This is a genomic window from Devosia subaequoris (genome assembly GCF_014197055.1).
Lineage (GTDB): Bacteria > Pseudomonadota > Alphaproteobacteria > Rhizobiales > Devosiaceae > Devosia > Devosia subaequoris.
In genome coordinates this window covers 17,877-37,579 of record NZ_JACIEW010000010.1, presented here as the reverse complement: position 1 = coordinate 37,579, position 19,703 = coordinate 17,877, and the positions used below count along the sequence as shown (strand labels likewise).

General features: G+C 60.1%; 25 protein-coding genes and 1 tRNA gene. 11 read left to right on the top strand and 15 right to left on the bottom strand.

The genetic code is table 11. The features are described from left to right. The first annotated feature begins 23 nt into the window (after positions 1-23). Genes GGR20_RS16555 through GGR20_RS16535 form a run of 5 tightly spaced genes read left to right on the top strand, consistent with a single transcriptional unit; the run spans position 24 to position 4,156 of the window. A complete protein-coding gene (locus GGR20_RS16555; RefSeq protein WP_183312483.1) occupies positions 24-1,346 on the top strand; it encodes a replication-associated recombination protein A in 1,323 nt (440 codons plus the stop codon). Positions 1,347-1,349: 3 nt separating this feature from the next. Then, the gene (gene crcB, locus GGR20_RS16550) at positions 1,350-1,730 is read left to right on the top strand and encodes a fluoride efflux transporter CrcB (RefSeq protein ID WP_183312482.1); all 381 of its coding nucleotides are present in this window, start codon (positions 1,350-1,352) and stop codon (positions 1,728-1,730) included. Next, positions 1,727-2,716: an RluA family pseudouridine synthase gene (locus GGR20_RS16545; RefSeq protein WP_183312481.1), complete on the top strand. Its 990-nt coding sequence runs from the start codon at positions 1,727-1,729 to the stop codon at positions 2,714-2,716. The genes crcB and GGR20_RS16545 overlap by 4 nt, the downstream gene beginning before the upstream one ends. Next, positions 2,713-3,378, top strand: coding sequence for an HAD-IA family hydrolase (locus tag GGR20_RS16540; protein WP_183312480.1), 666 nt, complete (start codon positions 2,713-2,715; stop codon positions 3,376-3,378). The genes GGR20_RS16545 and GGR20_RS16540 overlap by 4 nt, the downstream gene beginning before the upstream one ends. A gap of 1 nt (position 3,379) precedes the next feature. Next, positions 3,380-4,156, top strand: a complete 777-nt coding sequence (locus GGR20_RS16535; protein WP_183312479.1) for an ATP12 family chaperone protein — start codon at positions 3,380-3,382, stop codon at positions 4,154-4,156. Here the strand turns inward: GGR20_RS16535 and folK are convergent. The 8 genes from folK to GGR20_RS16495 form a co-directional block, all read right to left on the bottom strand. Continuing rightward, on the bottom strand, positions 4,153-4,587 hold the full coding sequence (gene folK, locus GGR20_RS16530) for a 2-amino-4-hydroxy-6-hydroxymethyldihydropteridine diphosphokinase (protein ID WP_183312478.1): 435 nt from the start codon (positions 4,585-4,587) through the stop codon (positions 4,153-4,155). The genes GGR20_RS16535 and folK overlap by 4 nt on opposite strands. Next, on the bottom strand, positions 4,587-4,970 hold the full coding sequence (gene folB / locus GGR20_RS16525; RefSeq protein ID WP_183312477.1) for a dihydroneopterin aldolase: 384 nt from the start codon (positions 4,968-4,970) through the stop codon (positions 4,587-4,589). The genes folK and folB overlap by 1 nt, the downstream gene beginning before the upstream one ends. Positions 4,971-4,980: 10 nt before the next feature. Further along, complete coding sequence (gene folP / locus GGR20_RS16520) at positions 4,981-5,832, bottom strand: dihydropteroate synthase (RefSeq protein ID WP_183312476.1); 852 nt, start codon at positions 5,830-5,832, stop codon at positions 4,981-4,983. A gap of 229 nt (positions 5,833-6,061) precedes the next feature. Beyond that, a complete protein-coding gene (locus GGR20_RS16515) occupies positions 6,062-6,313 on the bottom strand; it encodes a GlsB/YeaQ/YmgE family stress response membrane protein (protein ID WP_183312475.1) in 252 nt (83 codons plus the stop codon). Between the two features lie 171 nt (positions 6,314-6,484). After that, complete coding sequence (locus GGR20_RS16510) at positions 6,485-6,802, bottom strand: DUF190 domain-containing protein (protein ID WP_183312474.1); 318 nt, start codon at positions 6,800-6,802, stop codon at positions 6,485-6,487. Then, a complete protein-coding gene (locus GGR20_RS16505) occupies positions 6,799-7,725 on the bottom strand; it encodes a sodium-dependent bicarbonate transport family permease (protein WP_338084735.1) in 927 nt (308 codons plus the stop codon). The genes GGR20_RS16510 and GGR20_RS16505 overlap by 4 nt, the downstream gene beginning before the upstream one ends. A gap of 244 nt (positions 7,726-7,969) precedes the next feature. Next, on the bottom strand, positions 7,970-8,347 hold the full coding sequence (locus GGR20_RS16500) for a septal ring lytic transglycosylase RlpA family protein (RefSeq protein ID WP_183312472.1): 378 nt from the start codon (positions 8,345-8,347) through the stop codon (positions 7,970-7,972). Between the two features lie 386 nt (positions 8,348-8,733). Continuing rightward, complete coding sequence (locus GGR20_RS16495; protein ID WP_183312471.1) at positions 8,734-10,503, bottom strand: SLC13 family permease; 1,770 nt, start codon at positions 10,501-10,503, stop codon at positions 8,734-8,736. A gap of 130 nt (positions 10,504-10,633) precedes the next feature. Here GGR20_RS16495 and GGR20_RS16490 point away from each other — a divergent pair, with 130 nt between their 5' ends. Continuing rightward, positions 10,634-11,548, top strand: coding sequence for a phosphotriesterase family protein (locus GGR20_RS16490; RefSeq protein WP_183312470.1), 915 nt, complete (start codon positions 10,634-10,636; stop codon positions 11,546-11,548). On the opposite strand, the gene GGR20_RS16485 is transcribed toward GGR20_RS16490, so the two are convergent. Next, positions 11,545-11,772, bottom strand: coding sequence for a DUF6894 family protein (locus tag GGR20_RS16485; RefSeq protein WP_183312469.1), 228 nt, complete (start codon positions 11,770-11,772; stop codon positions 11,545-11,547). The genes GGR20_RS16490 and GGR20_RS16485 overlap by 4 nt on opposite strands. Before the next feature lie 74 nt (positions 11,773-11,846). Further along, a complete protein-coding gene (rimO, locus tag GGR20_RS16480) occupies positions 11,847-13,172 on the bottom strand; it encodes a 30S ribosomal protein S12 methylthiotransferase RimO (RefSeq protein ID WP_183312468.1) in 1,326 nt (441 codons plus the stop codon). Positions 13,173-13,415: 243 nt separating this feature from the next. On the opposite strand from rimO, the gene GGR20_RS16475 reads away from it, so the two are divergent. Then, positions 13,416-13,793: a DoxX family protein gene (locus GGR20_RS16475; protein WP_183312467.1), complete on the top strand. Its 378-nt coding sequence runs from the start codon at positions 13,416-13,418 to the stop codon at positions 13,791-13,793. Between the two features lie 64 nt (positions 13,794-13,857). Here the strand turns inward: GGR20_RS16475 and GGR20_RS16470 are convergent, their stop codons facing one another. Further along, positions 13,858-14,385: a DUF4282 domain-containing protein gene (locus tag GGR20_RS16470; RefSeq protein ID WP_183312466.1), complete on the bottom strand. Its 528-nt coding sequence runs from the start codon at positions 14,383-14,385 to the stop codon at positions 13,858-13,860. Positions 14,386-14,408: 23 nt separating this feature from the next. Then, on the bottom strand, positions 14,409-15,158 hold the full coding sequence (lipB, locus tag GGR20_RS16465; protein WP_210283230.1) for a lipoyl(octanoyl) transferase LipB: 750 nt from the start codon (positions 15,156-15,158) through the stop codon (positions 14,409-14,411). A 70-nt stretch (positions 15,159-15,228) separates the two neighbouring features. Here lipB and GGR20_RS16460 point away from each other — a divergent pair, with 70 nt between their 5' ends. Beyond that, entirely contained in the window at positions 15,229-15,462 is a 234-nt protein-coding gene (locus tag GGR20_RS16460; protein WP_104894216.1) for a FliM/FliN family flagellar motor switch protein, read from the top strand. A gap of 142 nt (positions 15,463-15,604) precedes the next feature. Continuing rightward, a tRNA-Leu gene (locus GGR20_RS16455) sits at positions 15,605-15,689 on the top strand. Between the two features lie 55 nt (positions 15,690-15,744). Here GGR20_RS16455 and GGR20_RS16450 read toward each other — a convergent pair. Genes GGR20_RS16450 through GGR20_RS16440 form a run of 3 tightly spaced genes read right to left on the bottom strand, consistent with a single transcriptional unit; the run spans position 15,745 to position 16,931 of the window. After that, positions 15,745-16,080, bottom strand: coding sequence for a hypothetical protein (locus tag GGR20_RS16450; RefSeq protein ID WP_183312464.1), 336 nt, complete (start codon positions 16,078-16,080; stop codon positions 15,745-15,747). Between the two features lie 10 nt (positions 16,081-16,090). Continuing rightward, positions 16,091-16,399: a DUF6958 family protein gene (locus GGR20_RS16445; protein WP_183312463.1), complete on the bottom strand. Its 309-nt coding sequence runs from the start codon at positions 16,397-16,399 to the stop codon at positions 16,091-16,093. Beyond that, positions 16,392-16,931: a GFA family protein gene (locus GGR20_RS16440; protein WP_183312462.1), complete on the bottom strand. Its 540-nt coding sequence runs from the start codon at positions 16,929-16,931 to the stop codon at positions 16,392-16,394. The genes GGR20_RS16445 and GGR20_RS16440 overlap by 8 nt, the downstream gene beginning before the upstream one ends. Before the next feature lie 461 nt (positions 16,932-17,392). Between GGR20_RS16440 and ugpB the strand changes: the two genes are divergently transcribed. Together ugpB and ugpA are read left to right on the top strand one after the other, a co-directional pair. Further along, positions 17,393-18,712, top strand: coding sequence for a sn-glycerol-3-phosphate ABC transporter substrate-binding protein UgpB (gene ugpB / locus GGR20_RS16435; RefSeq protein WP_183312461.1), 1,320 nt, complete (start codon positions 17,393-17,395; stop codon positions 18,710-18,712). Positions 18,713-18,807: 95 nt separating this feature from the next. Next, on the top strand, positions 18,808-19,692 hold the full coding sequence (gene ugpA, locus GGR20_RS16430) for a sn-glycerol-3-phosphate ABC transporter permease UgpA (RefSeq protein WP_183312460.1): 885 nt from the start codon (positions 18,808-18,810) through the stop codon (positions 19,690-19,692). Positions 19,693-19,703: the final 11 nt, after the last annotated feature.

The window sequence follows — 19,703 nt, the reverse complement described above, 5'->3', positions numbered from 1 at the left end:
TTCGGGTCTGGTAGGGAAGGGGCATGTCTGACCTGTTCGCCGCCGACCCATCCGAAACCGACAAGGCCCGCCCATTGGCCGACCAATTGCGTCCGCTTAGCCTCGACGAGGTGATCGGGCAAACCCACCTGCTGGGTGAGGGGGGCACGTTGCGCCGCATGCTGGCTTCGGGCCGCTTGGGCTCACTGATCCTCTGGGGCCCGCCAGGCACCGGCAAGACCACTGTGGCACGCCTGCTCGCCAACCAGATCGGCTACCGCTTCGAACAGATTTCGGCGATCTTTTCTGGTGTCGCGGACCTCAAGAAAGTCTTCGAGAAAGCGCGTTTCGAGCGCATGTCCGGTCACCGCACCTTGCTGTTCGTCGACGAGATCCATCGCTTCAACCGTGCCCAACAGGATAGTTTTCTGCCCGTGATGGAAGATGGCACCGTGGTGCTGGTTGGCGCGACCACAGAAAATCCGTCCTTCGAGCTCAACGCAGCCTTGTTGTCGCGCAGCCAGGTGCTGCGCTTTGAATCGCTCGGCGCCGAGGACCTTGAGGATCTTTTGCGCCGCGCTGAGAGTCTATTAGGCGCTGGACTTCCACTAACGGATGAAGCGCGCGCTACCTTGCTGGGACTGGCGGATGGAGACGGCCGCGCTCTACTCGGGCTGGTGGAGGAGATCCTTGCATCGGCAGCCCCGGAGGAAGTGCTTGATCCCACCAGCCTGTTGTCGGTGGTGCAACGTCGGGCGCCGATCTATGACAAGGCGCAGGACGGCCACTACAATCTGATCTCGGCCCTGCACAAGACCATTCGCGGTTCTGATCCGGACGCGGCGCTTTATTACTTTGCGCGCATGCTCGACGCGGGTGAAGACCCACTGTTTCTGGCGCGCCGCCTGATCCGCATGGCTTCGGAAGATATCGGACTGGCCGACCCCCAGGCGTTGACCCTGGCGGTGGCGGCCCGCGACGCTTATCAGATGCTTGGTTCGCCTGAGGGCGAGCTCTCGCTGGCGCAGGTTGTGGTCTATCTGGCCCTCGCGCCCAAATCGAACGCTGTCTACACCGCCTACAAGGCTGCGGTGTCCGTTGCCAAGGCAACCGGGTCGCCCATGCCGCCCAAGGTCATTCTCAATGCCCCCACCAAGATGATGAAGGGGCAGGGCTATGGCGATGGGTATATTTATGACCACGATACGCCAGACGCCTTTTCGGGGCAGCAGTACTTCCCGGAAAAGATTGGACGACAGGACTTCTACCATCCCGTCGAACGAGGGTTCGAACGCGATCTGCGCAAGCGGATGGACTATTTTTCCCGGCTCCGCGCTGCAAAAAACAGTTCTGATAGCGAGGGTTAGACGATGCAGGCGGTACTTCTTGTCGGGGCCGGCGGTGCCCTTGGGGCGATGGCGCGCTACGGTGTTTCGGCCGCCGTGGGGCGGCTTTGGCCCGTGAGTTTCCCGCTGGGAACGCTGGCCGTCAACGTCATCGGCTCGGTGGCGATGGGATTGCTGATTGGCATCCTGGCGCGTACAACGCCTCAAATGTCCAATGAGATCAGACTGTTCGCAGCCATCGGCATCTTAGGCGGCTTTACCACCTTCTCGTCTTTCTCGCTCGACACCATTGCCCTGGTCGAGCGCGGGGCATTGACGCAGGCGATGCTCTATATCGCCTTGTCGGTTGTGGTTTGCCTCGCCGGTCTATATCTCGGGCTGCTTGTAACAAGAGGCGCAGCATGAGTGGCGTACAACATCGCGATGTAACGGCGGACGACGACGGGATGCGGCTCGATCGCTGGTTTGCCCGACATTTTCCGCAGCTCGGCTTCGCACGACTGCAAAAGCTTATCCGCAACGGTGAGGTGCGTGTTGATAAGGGTCGGGTGCAGACCAGCACGCGCCTGGCCGAGGGGCAGATTGTCCGTATTCCGCCGATCGATGATCCAGACACTGTCCGCGCATTCAAGCCGAACCTTGATGACGTCCGCTTTCTCAAGGATCTGATCCTCTATGAGGACGACGACCTGTACGTCTTCAATAAACCGCATGGCCTTGCGGTGCAGGGTGGTAGCGGCACGGTTCGGCATATGGACGGCTTGCTGAAAAACCTGCCCAACAAGGCCGGTGAAGCCCCGCGCCTGGTGCATCGGCTTGACCGCGACACGTCTGGTTGCCTTGTTGTCGCCAAGACAGCGGCGGCGGCCAAGCATTTCGGTTCCGTGTTTCGGTCGCGATCGGCCCGCAAGATCTATTGGGCGATCGTCGCGGGCAACCCGTCGCCGCGGCAGGGCGAGATTTCCTGCTTTCTGGCCAAGCAGGCCACGACAGATGGCGAGCAGATGGTGGTGGTACGTAATGGTGCGCCGGGCGCCGTCCATTCGTCGAGCTATTATTCCACCACGGACACCGCAAGCCGGCGCTTCGCCTGGGTGACACTGAAGCCGGTGACCGGTCGGACCCACCAATTGCGCGTGCATATGGCGCAACTCGGCACGCCGATCATCGACGACCCACGCTACTTCAATATCGAGAACTGGCAGGCAGCGCCTGGGCTTGGTGAGGGGTTGCATCTGCACGCCCGGCGCATTGCGCTACCATTGCGCAACGGCAAGAAGATCGACATTTCGGCGCCGCTGCCGCCGCATATGCGGCAGAGCTTTGAGGCTCTTGGGTTCGATCCCGATCGATACGATGCACAAAATACCGATCCGGAGGCCAAGGCGTGAAGCTGGTCATGTTCGACATGGACGGCACGCTGATCGATACCCAGGCGTTGATTGTCGAACACATGACGACAACTTTTGCCGAAGCGGGTTTGGACGTACCTCCGCCAGGCGCAGTGCGCCGCATCATTGGGCTGTCCCTGCCCAGGGCGATGCTGCAATTGCTGGGCCGGGACGATCACGCCCTCGCCGAGCAATTGTCGGAACGCTATCGCGCGCATTATCGCGGCTCTCTTGTCGCCGCTGAAGGACGCGAAGGTCTGTTTCCCGGGGCGCGTGAGGCCCTGGAGATTCTCGGAGCGCGGCCGGAGATGGTCATGGGCATTGCGACGGGCAAGGGATTGCACGGGGTGCACCGTCTGACGCAACTGCATAACATCGCCCACCATTTCGTGACTTTGCAGACCCCGGACAACAATCCCTCCAAACCCCATCCGGGTATGATGCTGCAGGCCATGGCCGAGACCGGTGCGGAAAAGCATCGCACCGTAATAGTTGGCGATACGACGTTTGACATGGAAATGGGCAAGGCCGCCGGGGCCAGAGCCATCGGGGTGACGTGGGGATATCATGACGCAGTTGAACTGCGCAGCGCCGGGGCCGATATGCTGGTCGAAGGCTATGAAGACCTTCCCGCGGCGATAGACAGCATTCTGGAGAACTGAAATGCGAGACCAGCTCGAAGAAGCGCTTCGGCACCAGGATGATGGGTATGGGCGGGCGCAGCACCTGAACAAGGTGGAACTGCCCAAGCGGTTCTATAAGTCCGTAGATGTCGCCCGCAGCGAAGAAGGCTACTCGGTCACATTGGACGGCCGTCCTGTCCGGACCCCGGGCAAGAGGCTCCCGATCGTGTTGCCGGTGCTCGCCCTGGCTCAGCTCAAGGCAGAAGAATGGGCGGCGCAGGGCGAGCGCATTGATCCGGCCACCATGCCGATGACCCGGCTGATCAACTCGGCAATCGAGAGCGGGGAAGAAATGATCCCGGCCTTTCGTGCGGAGATTGGTAAATTCACCGCAAGCGATTTGTTGCTGTACAGGGCAGATGCACCACAGGAACTGGTGGAAGAGCAGGAGCGGGTCTGGGACGGTGCTTTGGTTAAATTGGCGCGCAAGTTCGACGTCGCCTTTCAACCAACAATTGGTATTATTCATCAGCCCCAGCCGACGGCAACGCTTGAGAAGCTGGATGCCGCGCTTGAGGGACAGGGCTTGCTCAGCCTGACAGCACTTGTGTCAATTACCGGCATCACCGGATCGGGCCTCTTGGCCTTGGCGCTATTGCACGAGCTGATGGATGCCGGCGCGGTCTGGCACGCGGCACACGTCGATGAAGATCACCAGATCAGGCTCTGGGGCGAAGACGAAGAGGCGATGGAACGTCGCGCGAAGAGACGGGTCGAGTTCGACACAGCCGTCCGGGTCGTTGACGCCCTGCGCTAATCCTGCCGCCGGATAACCCAGTCGGCCGTTTCCGGCGATATCTCGCGCAGAGGAACCAGCACGAAATCGCGTTGATGGGCAAAACGATGGGGCAGGACGAGCTTGGTCGAATCCATCTCGACCCGCTCATAGGCGATGATGTCGATGTCGATCAGCCGCGGTCCCCATACTTCGTGGCGCACTCGGCCCATCTCGCGTTCGATATCGAGGCACGCGTGCAGCAAGTCTACGGGCAATAAATCCGTCTCGACCGTCGCCGCCATATTGGCGAAGTCCGGCTGGTCGGTCTTGCCCCAGGCCTTGGTTCGGATGATGCTCGACTGGGCAACCACGCTGATCGCCTCATGTGCATCGAGCCGGATTATGGCATCGACCAGTTGGGCGGCAGGGTCACCGATATTGGCGCCCAGAGATAGCCAGGCCCTCGACATCAGTGGGGCCTTGCACGATGCAACTCAATGGCCGCTTCGCCCCGGACCATGGCGATTGGGGCCTCGGGCTTTCGGACCCGCACGATCACCCAGTCAATATCGCTGAATGCCTCGAACAGGGCCGTGCAGATATTCTGAGCCAAGGCTTCGATGAGCTTGGCGCGTTTTGTCTCGAAGGTGGATTTTACCACATCGTAGATGTCGGCATAGGACACGGTGTGACCGATCTCGTCGGTATTGCCGGGCGCCGAGAGGTCGACACCGCATTCCAGATCAACAAAGAAGCGCTGACCGAGCTTTGCTTCTTCATTGAACAGACCATGATAGCCGTAGAAGCCCAGATCGTTGAGGATGATGCGGTCGCCGGAAAAGGGTGCGGTCATTGATTGAGCCTCAGTTCTGTGGCGGACCATACAGTGTTGCCTCGGCCACGCGAAGGGCGTCGCGATTGGGCGCGACCTCATGGACGCGGAAAACATGCCCGCCGCGCTCATAGCCCTGGACGCTTGTGGCGAGGGTGCCCGCGAGTCGTTCGGATGGCTGGTTGCCGAGCAGTTTGCCAATCATCGATTTGCGCGAGGTGCCCACCAGCATGGCGCTATTCGGGAATGCGTGAGTCAGATCAGTAAGATGGTGCAGAATGCTGTAGTTTTGATTCAAGGTTTTGGTGAAGCCGAAGCCAGGATCCAAGATGATGCGGCTGGCATCAATGCCGGCCTGCGCGGCGATGGCTAGTGAGCTTTCAAAGTAGACTGACATAGCGGGGATGGGATCGGTTTCGGCTGTCCAACTACGGTCCCAATGCATGGCAATGACAGGAGCATCGAAGAGGGCTGCGATCTCGACCATTTCCGGAGCGCCCTGCAGACCCTTGACGTCGTTGATGATGTCGGCGCCTGCCTCCAACGCCTGATGTGCGACGAGCGGCTTCATGGTGTCGATGGACATCGGCGCGACAATGCCGTCGGCACGGATGGCATCGATCACGGGCATGATCCGATCGAGCTCTTCCTGTACGCTTACGGGCTCGGAGCCGGGGCGGGTGCTTTCGCCGCCGATATCAAGAATGTCGGCGCCTTCAGCCAGCATCAGACGGGCATGGGCCAGGGCGGCGGCAACATGATCATGTTGGCCGCCGTCTGAGAAACTATCCGGCGTGACATTGAGAATGCCCATGACGAGCGCACGGCGGCCCAGAACGAGCGGCGGGCGGTGGCGGAGCGAGATGGTGTGGGTCGTGTGCATGTGATCAAAAGCGCAGGATCAGTCTGTCGCGCCCATGGAACACTTCCTATGGTTTCGAGCAAGGAAGAATGAAACATGCACAAGCCCGTCGCCCAGATAGGCTAACGGGAACGTCTCGATCGCGCTCGACCATGTCGATGCGCATCCGGATGCGGAATCGTCGTTCGATCAGATGGCGGAGGTCGCCTGCGAGGGGAAGGTGCCGGCCCGGCGGGGCCGGCACCTGTGCTTATTTGGCGACGGCGCGCCCGATCAGGATGATGATACAGGCGCCGATGAACCCAGCGATCAGATAGCCGATCCAGCCACCAAAGGAGATGCCGAGCAGCCCAAAGACCAGGCTGGCCAAAATGGCGCCTACAATGCCGAGAATGACATTCTTCAAGACGCCTCCGCCGGCGTTCATGAACCGGCTGGCAAGCCATCCGGCAAGCCCACCAATGATGATGGCTGCAATCCAGCCTACTCCGTCAAAACCCATTTGCTTCCTCCTCGCAGTGAGTCTGCGTACGCCAAGAGCGTGGCACAGTGGACGAAAAAGGCAAGAAGCGTTCGACTGAAGCTGGTTTGCAGGGGCCAAGACGTGTGTGCTTTGTCGCGTATTGCTTCAATCCGAGATTAGCATCGACATGCTGTCGCTCAATTCGGCCTTCTATGCGAACTTCTCAGGCCGCAGTACATTGATAGTGCTTAGCATTACGATCAGCCCGTAACTGTCGAGCAGGGGTCTGATATCCTCAATGAAGGCATCGGCTTTATCGGGCTCCGCCACGACAAGCACGATGACCTTGTGTTGCGCACTTGTTATGAGATCATCGTCCCAGACTCCCGCCTCGCCTTCGCCGGACAAGGTCGGCATGACCGTGTGGCCCCGGATTGCGTGTTTGCTCAATAGCGCAATCATCTGAGGTACAAGGGGCGCATCGACCAGTATCTCCACTCGCGTCCGCTCGGTTCCGGGAAGGGTCATCGTACCACCTGCTGCGCTATCCAGATGTAGATCGGAATACCGACCAAGATGTTGAAGGGAAACGTCACTGCTAAGGACATACCAAGGTACAACCCCGGATCGGCTTGGGGAAGGGCAAGGCGCATGGCCGCGGGCACCGCAATATAGCTCGCGCTACCTGCCAAGATGCCCAGAGCTGCCGCTGTGCCGGCATCAAGACCAATTGCAGCTCCAAGCAAAACGCCCAGAGTGCCATTGGTCAGCGCAGTGGCTATCGCCAAGGCGATGAGCCGCGGTGTCAGGCTTTTGCCCTCGCGAAGCCTCTTAGCCGCAATCAGTCCCATTTCGAGCAAGAACAAGCACAGCACACCACGGAACGCGCCTTCAAACACCGGTGCGATAGAAGAGAACCCATCTTTGCCCACGATCAGGCCAACCGAGAAGCTACCGACGAGCAGCATCACCGACGCATTGGTCAGTGTCTCGTGAAGTAGATCGCCCATCGGACGCGGCTCAGCGCCGCCGTAACGTTGCGCAAGCAACAGGCCGCTGACGATTGCTGGTGTTTCCATCAATGCCAGAACCGCAACCATATAACCCGCAGCAGGGATTTGCTGCCGGGTCAGGATCTCGAGACCGGTTACAAAGGTTACGACCGAAACCGAGCCATAATGGGCGGACACGGCCGCCGCATTGACGCCGCTAAGCTTGCCAACGCGGCGGAGGACGACAAAAACCGGCAAGGGCAAGATGAAGCTGAGGGCGATGCCCGCGGCCGCTGCAACCAGCAGTTCCAGGGTAAAGCCAGCCTCGGCGACCTCCACGCCGCCTTTCAAACCTATCGCTACCATCAGGTAGAGCGATATGCCTTTGCCTATGGCCTCCGGGATAGCCAAGTCGGACCGAACGAGAGCGGCGAAAGCGCCAAGCACAAAGAAAAGCACAACGGGCGACAGTAGTGTTTCCAACGCTCAAACCGATCCAGAGGATAACGCTAGCATAGAACTAGCGAGGTTAGGGGCAGCCGGGCAAGTGCGAACACCGAGACGGGTGTCAGAGCAAGCACTCCGGCATTGCGCGATAGGTGGCTGCCTCCGCCGCTCTGAAAGCAATGACAGGCAAGCTGATTGCAGTCCGAAATCAGACAGGCCGCTTCCCCTCAATCCCTGCCACTCGATTTGAGGGCGGCTAGGCCAGCACCTCGATAGTTACATTGGCGGTTCCGGGTCCGATCATGTCGATAGCGTTAGCTGCACTGCGGGACAAATCGATAACGCGCTCGCCGACGTAAGGACCGCGATCATTGATCCGAACGACTACCGATTTGCCGTTAGTGTTATTGGTCACTTTCACCTTTGTGCCAAACTTCAGTGTCTTATGAGCCGCGGTCATTTCGTGCATGTTGTAGCGTTCGCCGTTCGCAGTGGTCCGACCATGGAAGCCGGGACCGTACCATGATGCGATGCCGCTAATGGTCGCCGTGTGTGCTTGGACCTGCAGGTTGGGGGCCACGGTGAGAGACAGGACGAAGAGACCGCCGACTACGGACTTAAAAATTGTATTCATCAGGATGGAACCAAAATCTAGCTGTTGCGTTGCAGCGCGGCTTTGACCCGGTTCCTGTGTCCTAAAGGCGCAGATCTGTTGGTAAATTCGGGGTCTTTTTGCGACCCCACCTCATTTGCTCCGTATTCCAGCGCCTAACTGCCCAAGATGTGTTCAGGAGGTGAAGAGCAAGTTGCAGCAGGCGTGGCGTATTGTCACCGTAGCCTACGGAACCGATTTCCTTAATGCGCATTAAGTTGCCAGCAGTTTTGCCTCTGCGACCTCCAAAGTCCCAATAGAGCGCCCCGGCCCATGCACCCTTGGCCGGGGCGTCTTTCTGCAAATGGTGTGAGCGCCAACCGTAAAGCTGGTCGTCTCATGCTTCCGTCCACTCCGTGTTTTCGGGTTTAGAACGGCCAGACGATCATCAGGGCCGGGACAGCGACCAGCACCACCAGAATGGAGAGCGGCAGGCCGAGACGCCAATAGTCGCCGAATCGATAGCCGCCGGGGGCCATGACGAGCGTGTTGCACTGGTGGCCGATGGGGGTGAGGAAGTCGCAGCCCGCGCCAATGGCGACGGCCATCAGGAAGGCCTCGGGACTGTAGCCGAGGCCGGTGGCGAACACCGCAGCGATGGGGGCCATGACCAAAACGGTGGCGGCATTGTTGAGGAAGGGCGTGACCGCCATTGCGGCAACCATGATCAGCGCCAGGGCACCCCAGCCAGGCAGCGTGACGGCGGTTGCGGTCAACCAGTGAGCGACCAAGTCCGTTCCGCCGGTCAATTGCAGGCTTTCGGAAACGGGTATCAGACAGGCGAGCATAACCAGGATTGGGCCGTCGATCTGGTTGTAGACGTCGCGCAGAGGGAGGGCGCCGGACAGAATCATAAGCGCTGCAGCAGCAAAAAAGGCGGGCGCCACGGGGACGATGCCAAAGGCTGTCAGCGCCATGGCGATGAGCAGGATAGACAGGGGCAACAGGCCATTGCGGACACTGCCCAGTTTGAGGCCCCGTTCGATCAGGGGCAGAATATCCCATTCACGCAGCAATTCGGGAATGCGTTTGAGGTGACCCTGGATCAGGATTACGTCGCCATTCTGGAAGCGGATTTCGCCCAGGCGCTTGGTGAAGCGCTGATCTCGGCGGGAAATGGCTATCAGGTTCAATCCAGTGCGGTCGAACAAGGTCAGTTCCTGGGCGCTGGCGCCAATCAGGCCCGAGCTTTCGCCGATAATGGCCTCGATGACACCGATATTGCCACTGTCGCGCTTGGCGCCCCCGCGCCGTTCGGCAAAGGAAAGGCCGGTTTGGCTGACCATCTTGTCGAGCGCTTCGGGATCGCCCTCGATTAGCAGGATATCGCCGGCCTTCAAGGTCGCATCGGGCAAGGGCGTGCGGCGGCGGCCCGAGCCGCTGACAATGCCGGTGACCATGGCGGCGCCGTCGGCGGCAGATTGCAGGTCGCCGACGGTTTTACCGATGGCTGAGCTTTCTGGCAGCACATGCGCCTCGGTGGTGTAGTTCTTGATTTCAATGGCCTTGTCCATGCCGCTGTCTTCGCGTCGGCGCTCGGGCAGCAGCCAGTAGAACAGGGCGAGAAAGACAACGCCGACTGCGGCCAGAATGGCGCCGACCGGGGTGAAGTCGAACATGGTGAACGCGGTGCCGGTCAGTTCCTGACGCACGCCGGAGACGATGATGTTGGGTGAGGTGCCGATCTGGGTCATCAACCCGCCCAAAAGGGAGCCGAAGGCCATGGGCATGAGAAACATCGACGGCGAGACCCGGGAGCGCCGCGCCATCTGGAAGGCGATCGGCATCATGATGGCCAGGGCGCCGATATTTTTCACGAAGGCTGAGAGCACGGTGACGATGGTGACCAGCACGATCAATTGCACCCGAGGGCTGCTCATGCGCGGGAGATAGCGCCGGATCAGGATTTCCATGATGCCGGAGCGCGCAACGGCGGCGCTGACGACCAGGGCACTGCCCACAATGATGACGATGTCGTTGGAAAAGCCCACAAAGGCGCGTTCAAACGGCACAACGCCGAACAATAGCCCGACAAGCAGGGCGCAGACCGCCACCAGATCATAGCGCCAACGGCTCATGATGAAGGCGACCATCATGCCCGCAATGATCAGAAATGCGAGCAATTGCGGGATTGTCATGGGCTACTCCGGGTCCGAACGGCCATAACGCAAAGGGCGCCATGAAAGTCGCAAGCAGGGAGCTTTATAGACCGGGGGCGATTGCCGCCGCGAGGGGGGTATGGAAAACTTGCCACTCCGGGAGGGCTTGATGACGACATTACATACTACTTTGGGGCCGCTTAGGCGCGAACAGCTCGGACTGATTCTGCCGCACGAACATGTTTTCGTGGATTTGCGGACGCCCGGCCAGCCGGGCTATGCCCAAGCCGATGCCGAGGAGGTGGTAGCGCTGATGGCGCCTCAGATTGAGGCCATCAAGGCGCAGGGCGTGACGGCGCTGATCGAATGTTCCACCGGCGGGGTCGGGTTGCGCGTGGATCTGGATTTGGCGGTGTCGCAGGCGACCGGATTTCCCATCGTGGTGCCGACCGGCAATTACCGCGAGCCGTGGATTCCCGATTGGGTGGCGACCGCTAGCGAAGCCGAGCTCGAGGCTTGGATGGTGGGGCATTTGACCAAAGGGGTCGATGACACCGGGGTTGTTGCCGCCTGGATCAAGGTGAGCGCGGGCGACGATGGAATCACGCCGATGGAGAGCAAGATCCTGCGGGCGGCGGCGCGGGCTTCGGCGCAGACCGGAGCGCTGATCGGTTCGCATACGATCAGGGGCCGGGTCGTGCTGGATCAGCTCGACATCATCGAGGCGGAGGGCGGATCGGCCAGCCGCTTCCTTTCGATCCATACCCAGGAGGAGAAGGATTTCGGCCTGCATCGGGAGGTGTTCGGGCGAGGTGCCTGGCTGGAATTCGACCATATCGGCCGGGCGCCGGACGCAGATGTTGTGGGGCTGGTTATGCGCGCGCTTGATGCCGGGCAGGGGGAGCGGTTGCTCCTAAGCCATGACAGGGGCTGGTATGATCCTGCCAAGCCGGGTGGGGGCACACCTCAACCTTACACGCATTTGGTGGAGCATTTCCTGCCCAAGCTGCGCGACAAGGGGGTGAGCGAACAGACCATCACGCGGCTGACGCATGATAATCCGTTCAATGCGTTTGCGCGCTAGGGCTCGTCGGATTTTACCGCGTAGGGGACCCTGGCAACCAGCTTTCGTGCGCCGTCCTCTATTTCGAAACAGCCGCGGATCGGGCCATCGGACAGGCCGAGGGCGCTACTGGCCGCAAAGCTGGCCTCGTCGACAGCGCTATGCAGCGAGGGCAGCATGATGCCGTCGATATCGATCTGCAGGTCGCCGGCCTGATCTCTGTGGTTGAAAAAATAGCGTTCCATGTGAGCCTCCATTTGCATCACCGAACGCCGGTCCCGCGCGTCCGTTCCGCGCGGGCCATCACGTTTTTAGGCCCTCAGGCGCTGACAGGCACCGCGAACAGGTCGTACTCGTCATTGTCCGTGACGGTGACCTGGACGATGTCGCCGATCTTGATGCCGTCCGCCTGATTCACGATGACCTGACCGTCGATTTCCGGGGCATCCCATTTGGAGCGGGCAATCACTCGATTCTGCTCGGGACGGACGTCGTCGACGATAACGTCGATGGTGCGACCCACCTTTTTCTGCAGCTGGCCAAAGGAGACGTTCTGCGCCACTTCCATGAGTTGGGCGAAACGTTCATCCATGACCTCGTCGGGCACGATCCCCTCAAGCTCGTTGGCGGTGGCGCCGGTGACGGGCTCGTATTTGAAACAGCCGGCACGGTCGATCTCGGCTTCCTCAATGAAGTCGAGCATCATCTCGAAGTCTTCCTCGGTCTCGCCGGGGAAGCCGACGATGAAGTTGGAGCGCACGGTGAGGTCGGGAACCTGGCGCTTCCAGTCGAGGATGCGGTTGAGCGTCTTTTCCTGATGCGCAGGGCGGCGCATGGCTTTGAGCACCTTGGGGGAAGCGTGCTGAAAGGGAATGTCGAGATAGGGCAGGACAAGACCTTCGGCCATCAGCTCCATGATCTGGTCGACATGGGGATAGGGATAGACATAGTGCAGCCGCACCCAGGCACCGAGCTCGCCCAGTTCCTTGGCCAGATCGTAGAACTTGGCCTTGACCTCGCGGCCGCGATATTTGCTGGCCGCATATTTGATGTCGAGGCCGTAGGCGCTGGTGTCCTGCGAGATGACCAGCAACTCCTTGACGCCGGAGCGGATCAGACCTTCGGCCTCGGACAGGATGCCGGCGGCAGGACGTGATGCCAGATCGCCACGGATCTGGGGGATGATGCAGAAGGAGCAGCGGTTGTTGCAGCCTTCGGAAATCTTGAGATAGGCATAGTGGCGTGGCGTCAGCTTGAGGCTGTTTTCGGGCACCAGATCGACGAATTTGTTGGGCACGGGCGGCAGGTGGTCATGCACCGCATTGACCACGCTCTCGTACTGATGCGGGCCGGTGATGGCGAGCACACTCGGATGGGTTTCGCGGATCAGGTTTTCCTCGACGCCAAGACAACCGGTAACGATGACGCGACCGTTTTCGTTGAGCGCTTCGCCAATAGCCTCAAGGCTTTCCTGCTTAGCGCTGTCGAGGAAACCGCAGGTGTTGACCAACACGACATCGGCGCCGGCATAGTCGCGGCTGAACGAATAACCCTGCGCGCGCAGGGTAGTCATAATACGCTCGCTGTCGACGAGAGCCTTGGGGCAGCCGAGGCTGACGAGCCCGATTTTGGGCGCCTGAGTCATGCGCGTCACATTTTCCGGTGCGGGGTAGGATGGCGCGTCATACAGAATGTTTGACGGTTACGCAATGTGACTGACCGGCAACAGGGGTCTGCCTGCAATGCAGTGGGCCACGAACGCATGAGAGTCACTGTTTCGTCTGAGTGAACAGCGCGTGCGGTGATTGCCGGGTTTGGCCCGATCCGGCTGCGGGTTAGGTCAAAAGTCCGTTCAGCGCCCTTCGGCGCAGCAAGAAGGAATTTTCTTATGACCGATCGTCTCTCCGCATACGCGCCGCAAGCCCTGTCCGTGTTGCGCATCGTTGCAGCGCTGCTGTTCCTCGCCCATGGCACGCAGAAGCTGATGGGCTTCCCCGCCGCCGAATTTGCGCCGCCTATGTTCTCGATTTTCTGGTTTGCCGGCGTGATCGAGATCATCACCGGCATTCTGATTGGTATCGGCCTGTTCACCCGTCCGGCGGCCTTCGTCGCCTCGGGCACAATGGCCTTTGCCTATTGGATGGCCCATGCGCCAGCCAATTTCTTTCCCACCAATAATGGCGGCGACGCGGCCATTCTGTTCTGCTTTGTGTTCCTATTCCTGGTCTTCGCCGGTCCGGGCCGCTGGGCCGTGAACGGAAAGTAGGGTCGGCTAAGCCCGTCCAGGGTCGAAACTGCGACGGCCGCTCGAAAGAGCGGCCTGTTTGCGTTCAGGTGACCGATTTGGGCGGGGTGCGCTTGGCAGTGCGGCGAGGCTTGTGGGTTTCCCCGGGCTTGGTGGCCGGTTCGCGGGGCGCTTCGTCGGCAGGTTTGGTCTGCGGTAGCGGTTCGGTAGCCGGGGTGATGTATTCATCGGCCTCGGCAAAGTCGCGTTCGTCGCCCTCTTCGGCCAGATCACGAATGGCGTCGCGCACCTCGTCGAGCAGGGATGCGGAGAAGCGCGAGCGCTGCACCGTGTCGCCCGTGGCCTCCTGGCTCTTGAACCAGACCAGCAGCGCCTCGCAGCCAATGCGCAGACCAACCAGGGAGAGCAAGCCGAAGACCACAATCTCCAAGAGGCCCCAGAGGCCATCGCCAAAACCGGTGCCGAAGCGGAAGAAGAAGTGGCTGACGGCCCAGAGCAGGATTGCCGCCAATCCCAATGCATAGAAGATGGGCACCAGCTTGGGCGAGAGGATCGCGTCGAGCCGGAACAGGGTCTGGCGCGTCAGTAGGCGCTTCAAGTCATCCAAAGTCATGGCAGGCTCCTAGAATCCCTCGTCTATTGCGCAAGTTGGTCGGATGGTGCCGCAATGGCAAGGCTGGTGGGTCCAAAAATCGCTTCAAACCGCCCGCGCAGCACCGAATCAACTTCGGCCATCGAGACCAGAGCCCCCAGATCCTCGAATGAGGTCACGCCCTGGTCGGTGATGCCGCAGGGCACGATGCCGTCATAATGGGAAAGGTCGGGCGCGATATTGAGCGAAATGCCATGAAAGGTAACCCATTTGCGCACCCGAACGCCAATGGCCGCGATTTTGTCCTCCCGAGCGAGACCCTTGTCCGGGCGCGACACCCAGACGCCGACGCGACCCTCGCGGCGCCCGCCGGAGATATTGTGAGCCGCTAGCGTGTCGATGACCCACTGTTCCAGGCCCTGCACCAGGCAACGGATATCGCGGCCGCGTTTGGTCAGGTCCAGCATGACATAGGCCACGCGCTGGCCAGGGCCGTGATAGGTGAATTGCCCGCCACGCCCGGCGGGATAGACCGGAAAGCGCGGACTAAGCAGGTCTTCGGGGCGGGCCGAGGTGCCTGAGGTATAAAGCGGAGGATGTTCGAGCAGCCAGACGGCCTCGGGCGCTTCGCCGGCAGCGATTGCGGCCACCCGTTCATCCATCATGACCAGGGCCGTTTCGTAGTCCAGCGGACGCTCGAATATGCGCCATTGAACAGGCCCGGCGTCATCGCGGTGCAGTTTCGCGTCGATTTGGCACGCTTCATTTGCGTTTGTTAAGACTTCCATAACCATCTCTGGCTGACCCTCATGGGCAAACGAATCCTTGGCGCTGCGGCGTCGGACCCGGGACTGCACCTTATTTATGAACACCCTGGACAATATTGAAGTCGATATCACGGTGGAGCTGGGCGCGACCACCATGCCGATTCACCATATGCTGCGCATGGGCCGTGGCGCGGTGATCGAACTGGACGCCACCGAGCACGATCCCTTGCGCATCTATGCCAATAGCACGCTGGTCGCCAAGGGCGAGGTGAATGTGGAAGAGGGGCACTTGCGGGTGTTCGTCACCGAGAAGGTGTTGCGCTTCGGCTGAGGCCAGCGCTTCCGGGCAAGGCTTTGGAGGTCTTTGCACAAGGACGCGAAAATCTCCGATTATCCGCTTGTGGTTGGGCAAGAGCTTTGCTAAACCCCCACTCGCTTCGGGACCAACGGAACTGAAGCTTCTACCACACTGTGCGGTCGTGGCGGAATTGGTAGACGCGCAGCGTTGAGGTCGCTGTATCGCAAGATGTGGAAGTTCGAGTCTTCTCGACCGCACCAGTCACTCCGGTGATGAACAAAAAGCTGCCGCAAGGCGGCTTTTTTTGTTGCCTATTCAATGCCTCCAGTAAGGATCGCGCGATGAATGCTTCCGCCAGATATCGTCGCGCGCCTCTCTCCACATAAGGAGCGTTTCTGGATAGCCCCGCGCCAATCGCCGGATCACTTCGTCCCGGTAAATTTGCCGTTCTGCTAGAAAGCGATATCCATACGTGAAAAATATGCTCATCAACCCGAAGGGCGTAAGTAGCAGGAACGCGATAGCAGATGCCATGAAGGCCTGTTCCAGCCATTCTGGTCTCCATTCTCGCCCTACCAAGGCCATCGCAAGAGTAGCCACGACAAGAGCCAGTTGGAGCCCAAGCGCGATCAGGGACGATTTCTTCGTCACAGTTGCCTCGTCATTCCTCTAAGACCCTAAACAGGCGCACCGGGCTGCCCTTGGCGCGGGCTATGACCTTCTTTGACTCCAGGTCGAGATGAACGGCCTTGAGCCACCAGCCGGCCTTTGCGCCGCCGGGGAAAAGGTCCTGGGAGAGGTGCGGCAGCAGTGCTTCCTTGGCCTCGGCCACGGTCAGCCCCGACGGCTCGGCGGGAAGGATGGTCATCAGTGCATCGCGCATGGCCATGTATTTGGCGCGGTCCACCCGCTCGCTGTGGTCGGGATGATTGACATTGCCGATGGTGATCTTGTCGTCAGCGTCAGGCATCGATCTTCTCCTTGACGGTGATCTTGGGGGACTTGAAGCCCATGGCGATCCGCTCGCCGAGCAGTTTGGCGTAAAAGCCAGCTGTTGTCAGGGTTCCGGCAGGCAGGGAATCGTCGAGTGTCTCGCCGTCCGGCACATCGCCGGTCTGGGTGCGGATCCGGGGAGCGGGGCGCTGGCCTTCAGGCCAGAGGCCGGTAAACAGGCTGACCCAGTGACCGCTTTCGAACTCGAGGAACACCGGGGTATAGCAGCACGTGGTGAGCACCCGTCGCGTCGGTGCGTCGTCGTGGAGACGAAATTCTGTCAGCGTGGTGGTGCCGTCGGGGAATCGCACCCGATCCTTGCGGTAGAGAGCGTAGGGCACCCCGCCATTGTCAGCGGCAATGGGAAAGGCCGGGGGCAGGGTGGACAGACGCTGCGCGGCGCTGCGACAGGACTTGCAGTGACACTCAGATGCGCTGAACGGGTCTCCAATGACTTCAAGGCTGAACTGGCCGCAGGCGCAACGCAGCGTGGTGATTGATTTCGGCATACTGGGTACTGTCCCTTTGATTTCCGCTCGTTCTGGAGTCCTCTTGCGGTCCGATAGAACCAGATCTTCGGCTCCAAAGCTTGTCGTCGCAACATCTCCCGAAGAACCATTGTCCGATTTTTCGCGTGTCGCTTTGTCTAAGACGATAGAGCGTGGTGTGTTTCGACAGGGTGACGAGATGAAAAGTTTCCAAGAAATGCGAGGTAGTTGCGCGTTCAAACGAACTTTTCGTTCATCGATGTGAACCGTCATCCAAGCGTCATCAAAGCTTCAAGTGAACGTCAAGCAAGCCCAATAGAGGGGGCGGGCAGGTCGGTGCCCGAGGGCGAACGGCTTGTGCGCCGGGGCTTTCGGTTTGTTTCGTGTTGTTTCGAACATCCGGGCCGGCGCTCACACACAATGCAGGTCTGGCTGGAGCCGGGTGACCCAACGCGGTCGCACCGGCCCATTGGGAGACAACCATGAAGACTCTGAACCGCGCGGGCCTTGCTGCCCTTTCGCTGATGCTGTCCACTTCCGTGGCTTTTGCGCAAACCGAAGTGACCTGGTGGCACGCCATGGGTGGCGAACTGGGCGAAAAGCTCGAAGAAATTGTGGCCGGCTACAATGCCAGCCAGTCCGACTATGTCGTGACGCCGGTCTACAAGGGTACCTATGCCGAGACCATGACCGCTGCGATCGCTGCATTCCGTGCTGGCGAGCAGCCCGAAATCGTGCAGGTGTTCGAAGTGGGTACCGGCACCATGATGGCGGCCCAGGGCGCCGTCTATCCCGTGTACCAGCTGATGGCTGACATGGACGCCGATTTCGACCCCAACGCCTTCCTGCCAACGGTTGTGGGTTACTACACCGACACCGAGGGCAATATGCTCTCGATGCCGTTCAATTCCTCCACCCCGATCATGTACTACAACAAGGACGCGTTCGCGGCCGCTGGTCTTGATCCGGAAATGCCGCCCAAGACCTGGGAAGAGCTTGAAGCCTTCTCACGCCAGATCATGGATGCGGGTGCCGCCGAGTGCGGTTTCAGCTCCGGCTGGATCTCCTGGGCACAGTTGGAGAACTTCTCGGCCTGGCACAACCAGCCGATCGGCACGCTTGAGAACGGCTTTGGTGGCCTGGACACCGAGTTCGTCGTCAACGGCCCGCTGCAGGCCAAGCACTGGGAAAACCTCAAGAACTGGCAGGATGAAGGCGTCTTCCAGTATGGTGGCCCGGGCGGTGGTGCAGATGCGCCGTCGAAATTCTACACCGGTGAATGCGCCATCTACATGAACTCCTCGGCCTCGCGTGCTGGCGTTCTGGCCAATGCCGAGGGCTTTGAAGTCGGCTTCGGCATGCTGCCGCATTATGAAGAAGTCGAGCCGCAGAACTCGATCATCGGCGGCGCGACCCTGTGGGTGCTGCAGGGCGCCGATGAAGCCCAGTACCAGGGCGTTGCCGATTTCTTCTCGTACCTCTCTTCGGCCGAGGTGCAGGCCGACTGGCACCAGTTCTCAGGTTACCTGCCTATCACCCAGGCCGCATATGAGCTCGGTCAGGAGCAGGGCTATTACGAAGCCAATCCGGGTTCGGACGTGGCCATCAAGCAGATGACCCTGAACGCACCGACGGAAAACTCCAAGGGCCTGCGCTTCGGCAATTACGTCCAGATTCGTGACGTGATCGACCAGGAGTTTCAGGCTCTGCTGACCGGCGACAAGTCGGCCCAGCAGGCGCTCGATGATCTGGTCAGCCGCGGCAACCAGATCCTGCGCGATTTCCAGGCTGCCAATCAGTAAGGCGGACTGACACTACCGGGCGGTGGCAGCTGGTCTGCCCCGCCTATTCGTCTTTACCGAAGCGGCTACAACTGGCGCTTCCGCGGATCGGGTCGATGGATACCAAACGCACAGTCTTTCCCTCGCAGGGGCTGCCATATCTTCTGGTAGCGCCGCAACTGATCATCACGATCATCTTCTTCATCTGGCCGGCCGGACAGGCGGTCAAATCCTCCTTCGAGCGGGAAGATCCGTTCGGGCTCTCGACGAGTTTCGTTGGCCTGCTGCACTATCTTCGCCTGTTCCAGGAGCCAGATTACCTGGCTTCGGTTGGCCGCACGGCCCTGTTCGCCCTGGCGGTGACACTCATTTCGATGGGGCTGGCGCTGGTGCTGGCGGTGGCAGTGAACCGCCTGATCCGTGCGGGCACGGCTTATTCGACAATGCTACTCTGGCCCTATGCCGTCTCGCCCGTCGTGGCCGGCATATTGTGGTGGTTCATCTTCAATTCCTCGACCGGCATCCTGCCCTATATGCTGGAGTTCTTCGGCGTCGACTGGAACCACCAGCTCAACGGCGCGCATGCGATGATCCTGATTATCGTGGCGGCGAGCTGGAAGCAGATTTCCTACAATTTCCTGTTTTTCCTGGCCGGGCTGCAATCAGTGCCGCAATCGCTCAACGAGGCAGCAGCGATCGACGGGGCAGGGCCGTTCAAGCGGTTCTGGACCATTGTTTTCCCGCTGCTCTCGCCGACCACATTCTTCCTGATGATCGTCAATCTCAATTACACCATGTTCGACACCTTCGGGGTGATCGATGCGACCACTGCTGGCGGGCCGAACCAGGCTACAAATACGCTGGTCTACAAGGTCTATACCGACGGCTATATCGGGCTGAATCTGGGGTCCAGTTCGGCCCAGTCGGTCATTCTTATGCTCTTCGTCATTTTGCTCACCGTGATCCAGTTCCGCTACGTGGAACGCCGGGTCCAGTACTAGGAGGGCGGGTC

What these genes read in the sequence shown, in the direction of transcription:
- GGR20_RS16555 (WP_183312483.1), top strand. Translation starts at nt 24, where the DNA reads ATGTCTGACCTGTTCGCCGCCGACCCATCCGAAACCGACAAGGCCCGC.
- crcB (WP_183312482.1), top strand. Translation starts at nt 1,350, where the DNA reads ATGCAGGCGGTACTTCTTGTCGGGGCCGGCGGTGCCCTTGGGGCGATG.
- GGR20_RS16545 (WP_183312481.1), top strand. Translation starts at nt 1,727, where the DNA reads ATGAGTGGCGTACAACATCGCGATGTAACGGCGGACGACGACGGGATG.
- GGR20_RS16535 (WP_183312479.1), top strand. Translation starts at nt 3,380, where the DNA reads ATGCGAGACCAGCTCGAAGAAGCGCTTCGGCACCAGGATGATGGGTAT.
- folK (WP_183312478.1), bottom strand. Translation starts at nt 4,587, where the DNA reads ATGTCGAGGGCCTGGCTATCTCTGGGCGCCAATATCGGTGACCCTGCC.
- folB (WP_183312477.1), bottom strand. Translation starts at nt 4,970, where the DNA reads ATGACCGCACCCTTTTCCGGCGACCGCATCATCCTCAACGATCTGGGC.
- folP (WP_183312476.1), bottom strand. Translation starts at nt 5,832, where the DNA reads ATGCACACGACCCACACCATCTCGCTCCGCCACCGCCCGCCGCTCGTT.
- GGR20_RS16515 (WP_183312475.1), bottom strand. Translation starts at nt 6,313, where the DNA reads ATGGGTTTTGACGGAGTAGGCTGGATTGCAGCCATCATCATTGGTGGG.
- GGR20_RS16510 (WP_183312474.1), bottom strand. Translation starts at nt 6,802, where the DNA reads ATGACCCTTCCCGGAACCGAGCGGACGCGAGTGGAGATACTGGTCGAT.
- GGR20_RS16500 (WP_183312472.1), bottom strand. Translation starts at nt 8,347, where the DNA reads ATGAATACAATTTTTAAGTCCGTAGTCGGCGGTCTCTTCGTCCTGTCT.
- GGR20_RS16495 (WP_183312471.1), bottom strand. Translation starts at nt 10,503, where the DNA reads ATGACAATCCCGCAATTGCTCGCATTTCTGATCATTGCGGGCATGATG.
- GGR20_RS16490 (WP_183312470.1), top strand. Translation starts at nt 10,634, where the DNA reads ATGACGACATTACATACTACTTTGGGGCCGCTTAGGCGCGAACAGCTC.
- GGR20_RS16485 (WP_183312469.1), bottom strand. Translation starts at nt 11,772, where the DNA reads ATGGAACGCTATTTTTTCAACCACAGAGATCAGGCCGGCGACCTGCAG.
- rimO (WP_183312468.1), bottom strand. Translation starts at nt 13,172, where the DNA reads ATGACTCAGGCGCCCAAAATCGGGCTCGTCAGCCTCGGCTGCCCCAAG.
- GGR20_RS16475 (WP_183312467.1), top strand. Translation starts at nt 13,416, where the DNA reads ATGACCGATCGTCTCTCCGCATACGCGCCGCAAGCCCTGTCCGTGTTG.
- GGR20_RS16470 (WP_183312466.1), bottom strand. Translation starts at nt 14,385, where the DNA reads ATGACTTTGGATGACTTGAAGCGCCTACTGACGCGCCAGACCCTGTTC.
- lipB (WP_210283230.1), bottom strand. Translation starts at nt 15,158, where the DNA reads ATGGTTATGGAAGTCTTAACAAACGCAAATGAAGCGTGCCAAATCGAC.
- GGR20_RS16460 (WP_104894216.1), top strand. Translation starts at nt 15,229, where the DNA reads ATGAACACCCTGGACAATATTGAAGTCGATATCACGGTGGAGCTGGGC.
- GGR20_RS16445 (WP_183312463.1), bottom strand. Translation starts at nt 16,399, where the DNA reads ATGCCTGACGCTGACGACAAGATCACCATCGGCAATGTCAATCATCCC.
- GGR20_RS16440 (WP_183312462.1), bottom strand. Translation starts at nt 16,931, where the DNA reads ATGCCGAAATCAATCACCACGCTGCGTTGCGCCTGCGGCCAGTTCAGC.
- ugpB (WP_183312461.1), top strand. Translation starts at nt 17,393, where the DNA reads ATGAAGACTCTGAACCGCGCGGGCCTTGCTGCCCTTTCGCTGATGCTG.
- ugpA (WP_183312460.1), top strand. Translation starts at nt 18,808, where the DNA reads ATGGATACCAAACGCACAGTCTTTCCCTCGCAGGGGCTGCCATATCTT.